General features: G+C 34.8%; 13 protein-coding genes. 5 read left to right on the forward strand and 8 right to left on the reverse strand.

Annotation, left to right across the window (positions count from 1 at the left end; genetic code table 11):
• Positions 1-23: 23 nt before the first annotated feature.
• The 5 genes from prmA to GGR32_RS10730 all read right to left on the reverse strand — a co-directional run bounded on the left by prmA (position 24) and on the right by GGR32_RS10730 (position 4,833).
• A complete protein-coding gene (gene prmA, locus GGR32_RS12105; RefSeq protein ID WP_343066442.1) occupies positions 24-1,616 on the reverse strand; it encodes a 50S ribosomal protein L11 methyltransferase in 1,593 nt (530 codons plus the stop codon).
• The gene (locus GGR32_RS10715) at positions 1,613-2,104 is read right to left on the reverse strand and encodes a TlpA family protein disulfide reductase (protein ID WP_183478199.1); all 492 of its coding nucleotides are present in this window, start codon (positions 2,102-2,104) and stop codon (positions 1,613-1,615) included. Before GGR32_RS10715 ends, prmA begins: the two co-directional genes overlap by 4 nt.
• A gap of 18 nt (positions 2,105-2,122) precedes the next feature.
• Positions 2,123-3,199 carry an ABC transporter permease gene (locus GGR32_RS10720; protein WP_183478200.1) on the reverse strand — a complete coding sequence of 359 codons (1,077 nt, stop codon included), beginning with the start codon at positions 3,197-3,199 and terminating at the stop codon, positions 2,123-2,125.
• A gap of 27 nt (positions 3,200-3,226) precedes the next feature.
• Entirely contained in the window at positions 3,227-4,186 is a 960-nt protein-coding gene (locus tag GGR32_RS10725; protein ID WP_183478201.1) for a BT_3928 family protein, read from the reverse strand.
• 95 nt (positions 4,187-4,281) lie between these two features.
• Positions 4,282-4,833 carry a DUF1599 domain-containing protein gene (locus GGR32_RS10730; protein ID WP_183478202.1) on the reverse strand — a complete coding sequence of 184 codons (552 nt, stop codon included), beginning with the start codon at positions 4,831-4,833 and terminating at the stop codon, positions 4,282-4,284.
• A 157-nt stretch (positions 4,834-4,990) separates the two neighbouring features.
• Between GGR32_RS10730 and folP the strand changes: the two genes are divergently transcribed.
• The gene (gene folP, locus GGR32_RS10735; protein WP_183478203.1) at positions 4,991-5,815 is read left to right on the forward strand and encodes a dihydropteroate synthase; all 825 of its coding nucleotides are present in this window, start codon (positions 4,991-4,993) and stop codon (positions 5,813-5,815) included.
• A gap of 27 nt (positions 5,816-5,842) precedes the next feature.
• Positions 5,843-6,631 carry a diadenylate cyclase CdaA gene (cdaA, locus tag GGR32_RS10740; RefSeq protein WP_183478204.1) on the forward strand — a complete coding sequence of 263 codons (789 nt, stop codon included), beginning with the start codon at positions 5,843-5,845 and terminating at the stop codon, positions 6,629-6,631.
• A 2-nt stretch (positions 6,632-6,633) separates the two neighbouring features.
• On the opposite strand, the gene GGR32_RS10745 is transcribed toward cdaA, so the two are convergent.
• A complete protein-coding gene (locus tag GGR32_RS10745; protein ID WP_183478205.1) occupies positions 6,634-8,406 on the reverse strand; it encodes an ABC transporter ATP-binding protein in 1,773 nt (590 codons plus the stop codon).
• Positions 8,396-9,184 carry a tRNA pseudouridine(38-40) synthase TruA gene (gene truA, locus GGR32_RS10750; RefSeq protein ID WP_246415199.1) on the reverse strand — a complete coding sequence of 263 codons (789 nt, stop codon included), beginning with the start codon at positions 9,182-9,184 and terminating at the stop codon, positions 8,396-8,398. The genes GGR32_RS10745 and truA overlap by 11 nt, the downstream gene beginning before the upstream one ends.
• Before the next feature lie 21 nt (positions 9,185-9,205).
• On the opposite strand from truA, the gene GGR32_RS10755 reads away from it, so the two are divergent.
• Positions 9,206-9,700: a metallophosphoesterase family protein gene (locus GGR32_RS10755; protein ID WP_183478206.1), complete on the forward strand. Its 495-nt coding sequence runs from the start codon at positions 9,206-9,208 to the stop codon at positions 9,698-9,700.
• A gap of 58 nt (positions 9,701-9,758) precedes the next feature.
• Here the strand turns inward: GGR32_RS10755 and GGR32_RS10760 are convergent, their stop codons facing one another.
• Entirely contained in the window at positions 9,759-10,169 is a 411-nt protein-coding gene (locus GGR32_RS10760) for a DUF4293 domain-containing protein (protein ID WP_183478234.1), read from the reverse strand.
• Positions 10,170-10,373: 204 nt separating this feature from the next.
• Here GGR32_RS10760 and rho point away from each other — a divergent pair, with 204 nt between their 5' ends.
• A complete protein-coding gene (gene rho / locus GGR32_RS10765) occupies positions 10,374-12,122 on the forward strand; it encodes a transcription termination factor Rho (RefSeq protein WP_183478207.1) in 1,749 nt (582 codons plus the stop codon).
• 127 nt (positions 12,123-12,249) lie between these two features.
• Complete coding sequence (gene thrS, locus GGR32_RS10770) at positions 12,250-14,196, forward strand: threonine--tRNA ligase (RefSeq protein WP_183478208.1); 1,947 nt, start codon at positions 12,250-12,252, stop codon at positions 14,194-14,196.
• Positions 14,197-14,202: the final 6 nt, after the last annotated feature.

A 14,202-nucleotide genomic window follows, 5' to 3' on the forward strand; every position in this document is an offset into this window, starting at 1 on the left:
TTAGTAGGCTACAAAATTATTAATTATTTTGTAAACTTCGCCCCTATCCATTTATCTTTCTCTAAATGAGTTTGATAAGTTAGTCCTAACGAAGCAGCTTTTTCTTTAATAACAGGTAAATCTTCCTCATAAAAACCACTTAAAAATAAACTGCCATTTTCAGCCAAATGCGTTGCATAAATAGGCATATCTTGTAATAAAATATTTCTATTAATATTGGCTATAATTACATTGTAAGTAGCGTTTATCAAGCTCGCGTCGCCTTCTTTTACGCTGATGGCTGGACACTGATTACGCGCTATATTTTCTAAGGTATTTACATAACACCAATTGTCTATATCTATGGCATCTACGGCTGCTGCTCCTTTTTTATACGCAAGAATAGCAAGAACGCCTGTACCACAACCCATATCTAAGACTTTTTTACCTTCCCATTTTTCTGCTAAAATATGCTTTAACATCATGTAGGTTGTTGCGTGATGACCTGTACCAAAAGACATTTTTGGCTCTATAATAATTTCGTAAGGAACTTCTTCTGCTGGATGAAATGGAGCTCGAATTAAGCATTGATCATCGACTTTAATTGGATTAAAGTTTTTTTCCCATTCCTCATTCCAGTTTACTTGTGCGATTTGCTCTACGGTATAAGAAACATCAAAATCTGGGTTTTCAAATACATACAAATCGTCTAGGATTGTGTGGTCAAAATTTTCTTCTAAAATATATGCCTCTAATCCTGTTTCTGTTTCTACAAAAGTATCAAAACCTAATTCTGACAATTCGGCTATTAAAATTTCATTTACAGGATTAATAGGCGCTACGGTAAACGTTAGCCCTACATATTGCTGTAATTTTTGGTCGCTACGTGCATTAACGATGGCAGAAAAATCGTCTGCTTTTAATGCGGCTCCTCCAATCAACCCACCATCTACATCTGGTTTGGTAAACAACTCATCGGCATTACTAGGTTTTACACTTCCTCCATACAGAATAGATACGCTGTCTGCAACGCCTATAGTGTACCTATCGGCTATTACATTTCTAATATGGGCGTGCATTTCTTGCGCTTGTTCTGGACTTGCGGTTTCTCCTGTCCCTATTGCCCAAACGGGTTCGTATGCGATAATTATTTTATCTAACTCAACCGGACTTAGATGAAAAAGCCCTTCGGAAATTTGTTGAGTTACGATATCAAAATGTGTATTGTTTTTTCTGTTTTCTAATTCTTCGCCTACACAAAAAATTACCGTTAGTTTATTCGCTAAAGCAATACTTACTTTTTGTGCTAGTTTAGCATTGGTTTCTCCAAAGTATTGGCGGCGTTCACTATGCCCTAATATTACATAGTTTAGCCCGATACTTTTTAGCATATCTGCAGAAACTTCCCCGGTGTAAGCTCCTTTTTCATGCTCAGACATGTGCTGTGCTGCTACTTCTATATTAACGTTTTCTAGTTGTTGAACAGCTGTTTGTAAATTGGTAAAACTTGGTGCTACAATTACTTTTACATCTGAAGGATAAGTGTTTGCTTCCTCTATCAAATCGGTAAGTAATTGTTGAGTTTGCTGCAGGTTTACATTCATTTTCCAGTTTCCTGCTACTATTTTTTTTCTCATTGTAATGCTTTTATTAAGTTTGGATCATCGGCTTCGATGGCATTAAACCAAAGAATTTCTCCCTTTTCTCCTATTAAAAGGTATCTAGGAATCCAATTGAGTTGTAGGAAATTTCCGAATTTTCCTTTCCAACCCGATTTCATATAATAATGATCTCCCTTTAATTTATATTTATCTAAGGCTTTTTTCCAGCTTTCTTTATTTTTATCTAACGAAAGAAATACATAAGATACTTCTGGGAATTTTTCTTGTAGCATTCTAAGTTTTGGCATTCCTACAATACAATCTTTACACCAAGATGCCCATACATCTATCAAGATTTTATTTCCTTGATGTTCGGCTAGTATTTCCTTAAATTTCACTTTATCGCCTTCTGTACTGATAAAGGTATCGTTTAAAGCTTTATCTGAAAATTGCGTAGGTACTTCCTGCGCATTACTTGCTGTAATTAGTAATAAACCAATTATTAATAAAGTTACTTTTTTCATAACGTCTAATTTTTGTTTCTAACTTTCTTTTACTTTTGGGTCTAACCAGATATAAATAAGATCTACAAACATATTAATTAAAATAAACATACTGGCAATAATAAGCACAGCTCCCATAATAATTGGCAAATCTAATGTATTTAGTGCATCTACTATTTCTTTTCCTAGTCCGTTCCACCCAAAAATATATTCTACAAAAACAGCTCCGGCCAACATTGAGGCAAACCAGCCTGAGGTTGCTGTAATCACAGGATTTAAGGCATTCTTTAACGCGTGTTTACGGATAATTAATGGCATGGATAATCCTTTTGCTTTGGCTGTACGTATGTAATCTTGTTGCAAAACCTCCAACAAAGAGTTTCGCATTAGCTGTGTTACTACAGCTAACGGACGAATACCTAAAACAATAGCGGGCAAAATTAAATTTTTAAGGTGTAGTTGATAAACTTCGCCAAAATCGTCTAATTGATATAAACTTCCCGTCATGTTAAGTTGTGTATATTTATTTAATACATAACCAAATAACCAAGCAAATAATATGGCACTAAAAAAGGAAGGCACACTCATGCCTAAGGTGCTAATAAATTGAATGGCTTGATCTATCCAAGTATCTTTATACAATGCAGAAATAATTCCTAAAAAAATTCCTAAAAGCAATGCTATGCTAATTGCTGCTATGGCTAGAACAATGGTATTTGGAAGTGTCTCGGCAATAACAGCTGATACTTTTTTTCCGTTTTTCTGAAAAGATTCTCTTAGGTAAGGATATTTTAAAGCCAGCATAAAAGTCCCTAAATCTAATAGTTCTATTCCGTTATATTTTTTCTCATCAAAAAAGGTGTAATTACCTACAGTATTAGCATGAATTGATAGCGGAAGTAAATCATTTATATAATATAAATACTGCGTGGTTATTGGCTTATCAAAACCATACTTTGCCCTAATGGTTGCTAATTGTTGCTCACTCTCGTTTTGTCCTAGCATCATTTGTGCAGGATCGCCAGGGAGCAATGTAAATAATAAAAATATAATACTTACAACACCAAATAGGGTGAATAATGCCGTGAAAAATTTCTTAAATATATATTTAAGCATAACCTTAGAACCTATATAGAGGTATTGCTAAAAATCTAGATCGCTAGCATCGTTCCAGTGTTTCTTTTGCATAATCGTTCCTTTATGCAAAATCATTAAACCTGGGTTAGCTCGGATAATGGTTTTTATGGCTGTTTCATCGGTAAAATAAAAATTGATATTAACATCATATTTTTCTTTCAGCGCAGAAACTTCTTGAGGACCAGAAGCCGATAAGCCTACTACCCGATAGTTATGTTGTTTAGCTTTTTGTATGGCTTTATTTATATTTCGCCAAGCTTGATTTTCTGATTTTGAAAGATTATAGGCTACAACTACCAATACTTTTTTATCGTTTAATATTTCGTCTGTAAAATCATCATCCATGGTATAAAACCCAAAATCGTTGATTGATGGTAAATCTTCTCCTTTGCGCTGAATCATTCCCTCTTCTATATTCACCCCAACTTTATAGGCTCTAAAATCTATTGCAGGCAAGTGCATCAATACATAATAAGCAAAGCCTAAACAAGCTATAAACACGGCAAAAACAATCCACTTTGCAGTTTGTTTAAAAATAGGTGTAATATATTCCCACTTAAAAAAGATTAATGCGATTAAAAGCAATAAAATTACATCTTTACTAAACGATTGCCATGGGGTTAATGGGATGGCATCTCCAAAGCAGCCACAATCGGTTACTTTATTAAAATATGCTGAATAGAAGGTTAAAAACGTAAAGAATATAATCATGAGCAACAAACTCCAACGTGTAAAATTCTTTGCATAGCCCAACAACAAGGTTACCCCTAACATAAGTTCATAAACAACTATAAAAATTGCTAATGCTAATGCAAAAGGTTGTAAAAATTCTAGGTTAAGTACATCGGGTTGAAAATAATCGTTTAGTTTATAAGAAAATCCTAACGGATCGTTTAGCTTTACAAAACCGCTAAAAATAAATAATACACCTACAAAAATTCTAGCAAAATTTACGAGTAACCTCATCTCTATTCTATTTTTTTATGTTGTGGAAATATACTATTTTATACCGAAATACACTTTGTAATATGTTAAGATTTTTGCTCTTTAAAAAAACTCACTTAAACTGCTGGTGTATTCTCTTCTAACAAAATCATTGCAAAAACAGCATAATTTATAATATCCTGATAATTAGCATCTACTCCTTCACTAACTTGAGTTTCCCCGAGATTATCTTCAATTTGTTTTACCCGAAGTAATTTTTGGATAATCAAATCTGTATGCGAGCTTATACGCAAATCTCTCCAAGCCTCGCCATAGTCATGGTTTTTATTTTCCATTAAAGTTCTGGTTACAAGCACATGCTTATCATAAACTTCCAAAGCTTCTGCCACCAATAAATCTGGTTGTTTAGCTACGCCTTTATCCAATTGTATAAGAGCCATAATGGAATAATTGATGATTCCTATAAACTCAGATATTTCTCCTTCGTCTATTTTACGCTCTTCATTTTCTTGTAAACCACGAATACGCTGTGCTTTAATATAGATTTGATCGGTTAAAGAAGGAAGCCTTAAAACACGCCAAGCACTCCCGTAATCTTCCATCTTTTTTTTAAATAAATCGCGGCATATTTTTATCACCGAGTCATATTGCTTAAGCGTGTGTTTCATAAAAAATTATATTTTGCGTAAATTTCGTAACTTATTTCAAGTATCTGTTTAAAATTGCCTAATTTAATTATTTTAGGCTTTCTTAGACTATATTTTATCGGTTTTTAAACTTCTTTTAATTAATAAATAATTTTTTAAAAATTCTAAATTAAACTAAATGACTATTAATTGCAAAGGCAAACTTATAGATTTTTCTGTTCCTAAGGTAATGGGGATTTTAAACCTTACGCCCGATTCATTTTACGACGGCGGGAAATATAAAAATCAAGACGAAATTCTTCTGCGTACAGAAAAAATGCTAAACGAAGGTGCTAATTTTATCGATATAGGCGGTTATAGCAGCAAGCCTAACGCTAGTTTTGTTACAGAAGAAGAAGAAATAAAACGGGTTATACCTATTGTAAAATTACTGGCTGAGACTTTTCCCGATATTTTAATTTCGGTAGATAGCTTTAGGGCAAAAGTTGCCCAAGAAAGTATTGCTGCTGGTGCAGCGATAATCAACGATATTTCGGCGGGAAATCTTGACGATAAAATGATTCCTACCATAGGGAAATTACAAGTACCTTACCTTATGATGCACATGCGTGGTACACCGCAAACCATGCAAACAAAAACCACCTACAATAACTTGACACAGGAAATAAACTACTATTTTTCGCAAAAAATACAAGAAGCTTATAACGCCGGGATTAACGATATTATCATCGATCCAGGTTTTGGGTTTGCCAAAACCACCGAACAAAATTTTGAACTTTTTAAACAATTAGATATTTTCAAACATTTTCAATTGCCTATATTGGTTGGAATTTCTAGAAAATCTATGCTTTATAAAACCCTAGAAACCACACCCGATAATGCCTTAAATGCTACCAGTGTTTTAAACACTTATGCCTTGTTAAACGGGGCTAATATATTACGTGTTCATGATGTAAAAGAAGCGGTAGAATGTGTAAAACTTACCCAGAAACTTATGTTTTAATTTTTTACATTTACAAAAAAGAAATTCATGTTAGATTCTTTTGATTTTTTAGACTTACGTTTTCTAGACATCTTAGATATTGTTCTCGTTGCCGTTTTACTTTATTATATCTATAAATTGGTAAAAGGCACCGCTGCAATTAATATTTTTATAGGTATTGCTGTTATCTATCTAGTTTGGTTGCTTACACAATTGCTACGTATGGAGATGCTTAGCACTATTTTAGGGCAATTTATAGGAGCAGGAATGTTTGCGCTTATTGTAGTTTTTCAGCAAGAAATAAGAAAATTTTTACTTATGGTAGGCTCTACCAATTTCAGGTCTAAAAACAGCATATTTAGACAATTTAAGTTTTTAAAAATTGAAGATGAAGATACACGTACAGATGTAGAAGCTGTTATTGGTGCTTGTGAAAACATGGGAAAAGAACGCACTGGAGCCCTTATTGTTATTCAACGAAATACAAAACTAGATTTTGTAAAAAACACAGGTGATAAAATGCAAATAGAAATCAACCAACCCATTATAGAAGCGGTTTTTTTTAAAAATTCTACCTTACATGATGGCGCTATGATCATAGAAGACAATACCATTACGGCTACACGTGTAATTTTACCGGTATCTAACGATAGGAAAATCCCTTTGCGTTTTGGACTTCGCCATAGAGCCGCACTAGGAATTAGCGAAAAAACCGATGCTATTGCACTTGTAGTAAGTGAAGAGACTGGGAAAATTTCTTATATTAAAAATGGTAATTTTGAGTTTTATGATTCTATCCAAGAACTTACCCATAAAATTAAAAAAGACCTTCGTTAATTTTACACATCTAATGTATTCTCTTGTAAAAACTGAACCTCATACAAGTTTCGGTAATAACCATTCTCTTTTTCTAGCAACTCATCATGTTTGCCCATTTCTACAATTTGTCCAGCGTCCATTACAATAATCTTATCTGCCTTTTTTATCGTTGCTAATCGGTGAGCAATTACAATAGAGGTTCTTCCTTTTGTAATACGCTCGGTAGCATCTTGCATTAATTGTTCACTATAAGTATCTACCGATGATGTGGCTTCATCTAAAATTAAAATACTTGGCTTGCTTACATAAGCCCTTAAAAAAGCAATAAGTTGACGCTGTCCTGAAGAAAGCATTACCCCTCTTTCTTTTACATTATATTGATACCCGTTAGGTAAGCTCATAATAAAATCGTGCACCCCAATGGCTTTTGCCGCTGTAATAACATCTTCTTCTGTAATAGAATTTTCTTTTAGCGTAATGTTATTCATAATGGTGTCGGCAAACAAAAACACATCTTGTAACACTACGGCTATCTGATTACGTAAAGAGGCTAACGTATAATCTTTTACCGAAACCCCATCTATACTAATGGTTCCGCTATCTATTTCATAAAACCTATTTAACAAATTAATGATGGTACTTTTTCCTGCTCCTGTGGCTCCTACTATAGCTACGGTTTCTCCTTCATTTACAGCAAAGCTTATTCCTTTTAGCACTTCTTCTCCTTTAATATAGCTAAACCTTACCTCATTAAATTGTATTGCTCCTTTTAATTGCTTTGCCTCTATTGCACCTACATCTGTTATGGAGGCTTGTGTATCTAAAATTTTAAAAACTCTATTGGCTGCCACCATTCCCATTTGTAAGGTATTAAACTTTTCGGCAATTTGTCTTAAAGGCCTAAATAGCATTTGTGTAAGCTGTATAAACATTACAATAAGTCCTAGCGATAAATTGTTGTTTTCTACAATTTGCATTCCGCCATACCATACCAATACACCTATGGTTATCGAGGTGGCAACTTCGGCAACGGGAAAGAAAATAGAATTATACCAAACCGTTTTTATCCAAGCTTTTTTATGCTTTGCATTAATGGCTTTAAATCGCTCATATTCTGCATTTTCTCTACCAAAAATTTGTACAATTTTCATTCCTGTAATTCGTTCTTGCACAAAAGAATTTAGGTTTGCTACTTGTGTACGCACTTCTTCAAAGGCCGATTTCATTTTCTGCTGAAAAACCCGCGTTGCATATAATATAAACGGCATAACCAAAAGTACAACGATACTTAATTTCCAGCTCTGATAAAACATAAAACCTACTACCACCAACATTTTTAATAAATCGCTTATAATCATAAACAAGCCTTGACTAAAAATGCTTGCAATGGTTTCGATATCGCTTACCGCACGTGTTACAAGTCTACCTACTGCAGAGTTATCGTAATATTGTTTTTTAAACCCTAGCATGTGTTCAAAAAGTTTTACTCGAATATCTCGTATCACCTCTTGTCCTAACCAATTGGCATAATAAATAAAACCAAACTGAAAAATAACCTCCAACACCAAAGTAATAAGCATAAGAGCTGTGTAGTAAACAAGGTTATCGTAATCTTGAGTATTGATAGACAAATCTATAGCCTCTTGAGTAAGGTAAGGCCTTACAATAGCAAAAACAGAAAGTATTATTGCTGCAAAAGCCACAAAATAAAATACAAACTTATACGGCTTTGTAAACTTTAGTAATCGCTTAAAAAGCGAATAATCAAATGCATTTCCTGAATTATTTATCATTTTTCTCTAAAATTCGATTAGGATAAGCTACTTCTGTCAAAAACAAACCTTGAGCGGGTACAGAAAAACCTGCTTTTCCACGATCTTTACTTTTTATTATTTCTTGAATCCTTTCGGGCGGAATTTTCCCTAAGCCAACTTCCAGCAATGTTCCTACAATAGCTCGTACCATATTACGCAAAAACCTATTTGCCTTTATGGTGAATATGAGTTTCTCTTCTTTTTTTTCCCAAACAGCCTGCTCTATAGTACAAAAATAAGTATATACATCGGTTTTACTTTTTGAAAAACACTGAAAATCGGCTTCTTTAATTAAATAAACTGCGGCTTGATTCATTTTCTCTACAGACAAAGGCCTCGCCATGTAATAAGAATAAGCGGCTAAAAATGGATTTTTCTCAATACTAATTACATATTCATAAGTACGGCTAATGGCATCAAAACGAGCATGAGCCTCATCATGAACACTAAAAATACGCTTCACCCCTATTGTATTAGGTAAAAATCTATTTAATTTATACACAAGTTGTTTTTCATCTATAGGTTTTTCTATATCAAAATGGGCAAATAGTTGTTTTGCATGTACTCCAGCATCTGTACGTCCTGCCCCTACAATGGATAGTTCTTGATTAAGCAATACACTTAAAGCTTTCTCGAGGTGTTCTTGCACGCTCTCTGCATTTGGTTGTATTTGCCAACCATGAAAAGATTGACCATCGTAAGCTAATTCTATAAAATACCTCAAACTTTCTATGTAATTTTGTTCACAAAGATACATAACTAAGAATTTTTACACCCCTTGAAACAAATACTTTTATTAAGCGATACCCATAGTTATATTGACGATAGGATTTTACATTATGCTTCTCTAGCCGATGAAGTTTGGCATGCCGGTGATATTGGCTCGCTAGATGTTACCGATAAACTCGCAGAAGTTGCTCCGTTAAAAGCTGTTTATGGCAATATTGACGACCATAAGGCCAGAAAAACCTTTCCGTTACACCAACGCTTTTTATGTGAAGAAGTTTCGGTATGGATAACACATATTGGTGGATACCCACCTAAATACAATACTAAAATACGTTCGCTTTTAAAAGAAAACCCTCCTAAGCTTTTTATCTGTGGGCATTCGCACATTTTAAAAGTTATGTTTGATAAAACCTTAAAAACCCTTCACATGAATCCTGGAGCGGCAGGAAAACATGGCTTTCATCAGCAGCGCACCATGCTACGCTTTTGCATAGATAAAACCGAAATTAAAAATCTCGAAGTAATAGAACTAGGAAAAAGGTAATAAAAAAACCCCGATACTTCGGGGTTTTTAACGCACTAATACTACTAAGATGTTAGGTTTATCGGAATCGATCTACAGATTTTACAAGAGCTTCATCCTTTTTAATTGCCTTATTGGCTAACACTAAAAAAACGATAGAAAGAATAGGAATCAGCATCCCAATACCCTTCTCAGAAATATTCATTTCTCCAGGTAAGCTTAGCGACCAATACACAAAAAATCCTAGTAAAATAAAGTTTGATACTATATTTAAACGCCCCATAACAAATTGAAGCTGTCTATTTTTAAATAAAAAAATACTTACTAAAGCCATAAAAGCAGAACCTATAAAAATGCTCTTTGCTAAAAGAACATCAATAGCATAAACGGCAGCACCTTCTGGTGTGGTCCATAACGGAAAAATAAAAGGCAGTACACTCCCTAAAAGTACTACTATGAGTAAGTATATGCTTTGTATTCGTTGAATCATTACTTTTTTGGTTTCGTCGCAAATGTAGGCTTTTATTTTCAAAAAAAATATTTTCATATAAAAAATAAAATTGTACATTTGCAGTAACAAATCGTAACCCACTCATATAAGGTTACTTGTTGCTTCAATAAAAAAATCACATCTCTTTAAAGTATATTATTTAGTTTTCACTAAAAAATAGTACATATCATTATTTAAGAATACATGTTAGACATTTCAGAATTAAAAGCCAAGAAACTACCCGAGCTTCAAGAAATTGCACAATCGCTTAATGTACCCAAATACCGCTACTTAAGAAAATTAGATTTAGTATACCAAATTCTAGATCACCAAGCAGCTAACCCACAGGAAGTAAAAGCAGTTCTACAAGACAATAAATCAACCAACGAAACAGTGACTGAAAATAGAAGTAAGCCTGATAATAATACAAAAAAAGTTGTAGATAGTAAAGTTGATAACAAAAAGGAAGAGCATTCTAAAAAACAAAAACGTCCTCGTACAGCTAAAAACAATACCAGAACAAACTCAACTTCCAAGCCCGCTGTTAACAATGATAACAGAGAGCAAAAACAAGCTCAAAAAACTAAACCCGCTACTAGCACTAACGAGCAGACAGACAACTCTGTAAACAATAAAGGAGACAACAAGAATAAATCCAATTTTGAGAACAATCAAAAAAGGAAACATCAAAAGGATAGCAAAAATCCTCAAAAAAATCAGCAGAAAGACAACAAAAACCAACAAAACAACAATTCTGCCAACCACAATAACAAGAAACAAACGCAAAAAAATGGCAACCGCGATAACCGCAACCGTTACCGAGAGCCAGACTATGAGTTTGAGGCTATTATAGAAAGCGAAGGTGTTTTAGACATTATGCAAGATGGTTATGGTTTCTTACGCTCGTCAGATTACAATTACCTTTCTTCTCCAGACGATATTTACGTATCACAATCACAAATTAGATTATTTGGTTTAAAAACTGGAGACACCGTATTAGGCGAAGTTCGCCCTCCTAAAGAAGGCGAAAAATACTTCCCACTAATCAAAGTAAGTAAAATTAATGGGCTAGACCCACAAGTAGTTAGAGACCGGGTTTCGTTTGAACACTTAACCCCTCTTTTCCCACAAGAAAAGTTTAAGATAACAGAAAAGCAAAGCTCTATCTCTACACGTATCATCGATTTATTTTCCCCTATAGGAAAAGGACAACGAGGCATGATTGTATCGCAACCAAAAACAGGTAAAACAATGTTATTAAAAGACATTGCCAATGCCATTGCAGCAAATCATCCAGAGGTATATCAAATTGTTTTATTAATAGACGAGCGCCCAGAAGAAGTAACCGACATGCAACGCCACGTAAAAGGAGAAGTTGTCGCTTCTACTTTTGATAAGGAAGCCCACGAACACGTTCGCGTAGCAAACATCGTATTAGAAAAAGCAAAACGCTTGGTAGAATGCGGACACGATGTTGTAATCCTATTAGACTCTATTACCCGTCTAGCAAGAGCATACAACACCGTACAACCAGCCAGCGGAAAAGTATTAAGTGGTGGTGTAGATGCAAATGCCTTACATAAACCTAAACGTTTCTTTGGAGCTGCACGTAACATCGAAGGCGGAGGCTCTCTCTCTATCATAGCTACAGCATTAACCGATACAGGTTCTAAAATGGACGAAGTTATCTTTGAAGAATTTAAAGGAACAGGAAACATGGAGTTACAATTAGACAGAAAAATTGCCAACCGCCGTATATTCCCTGCTATAGACCTCACCTCCTCGAGTACAAGACGAGACGATTTATTGTTAGACGAGCAAAGCATACAACGTATGTGGATAATGCGTAAATACTTAGCCGATATGAATCCTATAGAAGCTATGGAATTTATTAGCGACCGCATAAAAAGCACCCGTTCTAACGAAGAGTTTTTACTTTCGATGAATAGATAAAATCACAAAAAACAATACAAAACCAAAACCCTGCAAAAAAGCAGGGTTTTTTAGTCAAGAAAACTCACTACCTCTTGTACAAAAAAATTATAGGTTTATCTTTGCAGGATATAGAAAAAATCGTCTCATGATAAAAATAACTTTGCCCGATGGGAGTGTTAGAGAATACCAACAGAACACAACCCCTTTTGAAGTAGCTCAAAGCATAAGCCAAGGTTTGGCTAGAAATGTAATTTCTGCAAGTTTTAATAAGACTACCGTAGAAACAAAAACACCGCTTACTACAGATGGCACGCTTACGTTATACACATGGAATGACGACGAAGGTAAGAAAGCCTTTTGGCACAGTTCTGCCCACGTACTAGCACAAGCATTACAAGAACTATACCCAGGTATAAAACTCACCATAGGTCCAGCCATAGAAAACGGTTTTTATTACGATGTAGACTTTGGTGAGCATAAAATATCTGACAACGATTTTAAGAAAATCGAAGATAAAATGCTCGAAATCGCTCGTGGAAAGCACGAATTCTCTATGCGAGAAGTAAGTAAGCAAGATGCTTTAAACCTCTATAAAAACGAGAAAAACCCTTATAAAGTAGAACTTATAGAAAACCTTACCGATGGTGACATTACCTTTTGCGACCACGATAACTTTAGTGATTTATGCCGAGGTGGTCATATTCCTAATACAGGAATCATAAAAGCGGTAAAACTAATGAGCGTTGCTGGAGCATACTGGCGTGGTAATGAGAAAAACCCGCAACTTACCCGCGTATACGGAATAAGTTTTCCTAAGCAAAAAGACTTAAAAGAATACCTAGCGCTACTAGAGGAAGCTAAAAAAAGAGATCACCGTAAATTAGGAAAAGAATTACAACTATTCACCTTCTCAAAAAAAGTAGGACAAGGATTACCTCTATGGCTTCCTAAAGGAGCAGCCTTAAGAGAACGCCTAGAAAATTTCCTAAAAAAAGCACAGCAAAAAGCAGGCTACGAGCAAGTAGTTTCACCACATATAGGTCAAAAAGAACTTTATGTAACTTCAGGACACTACGCTAAATACGGCGAAGACAGTTTCCAACCCATACAAACACCTAGCGAAGGTGAAGAGTTTTTATTAAAACCCATGAACTGCCCTCACCATTGTGAGATTTATAATGCCATATCGTGGAGTTATAGAGACCTCCCAAAGCGTTTCGCGGAGTTTGGTACCGTATACCGCTATGAACAAAGTGGAGAATTGCACGGATTAACCCGTGTAAGAGGGTTTACACAAGATGATGCCCATATATTCTGTACTCCAGATCAATTAGACGATGAATTTAAAAAAGTAATCGATTTAGTGCTTTATGTATTTGGTTCATTAGGATTCGAGAACTTTACAGCACAAGTATCGTTAAGAGATCCTGAAAACAAAGAAAAATACATAGGAAGCGAAGAAAATTGGGAGAAAGCAGAACGAGCCATTATCAATGCAGCAAAAGAAAAAGAACTCAATTATGTAATCGAAACAGGCGAAGCAGCATTCTACGGGCCTAAATTAGACTTTATGGTTAAAGATGCCCTTGGTAGAAGTTGGCAATTAGGAACCATACAAGTAGATTATAATTTACCCGAACGCTTCGATTTAACCTATAAAGGAGCCGACAACGAGGAGCACCGCCCAGTAATGATACACCGTGCCCCATTTGGTAGCATGGAACGCTTTATTGCTATTTTATTAGAGCATACAGGCGGTAACTTCCCCCTATGGTTAATGCCTGAACAAGCTATTATTCTGTCTTTGAGTGAGAAATATGAAAATTATACACAAAAAGTTTTAAATTCATTAGAAAATCACGAAATTCGCAGTCTCGTAGATAACCGTAGTGAAACTATGGGTAAAAAAATTAGAGAAGCTGAAGTGAACAAAATACCATACATGCTTATTGTTGGCGAACAAGAAGAAAAAGATGGTACGGTTTCTGTAAGAAAACACGGAGGAGAAGATTTAGGAAGCATGAAAGTAGAAGAGTTTGCCAAGCTCATCGCTTCTGAAGTTAACGCTTCTCAAAAAACATTTGAAGTTTAACCTTAA

The organism is Mesonia hippocampi, assembly GCF_014197445.1.
GTDB classification, from domain to species: Bacteria; Bacteroidota; Bacteroidia; order Flavobacteriales; family Flavobacteriaceae; genus Mesonia; species Mesonia hippocampi.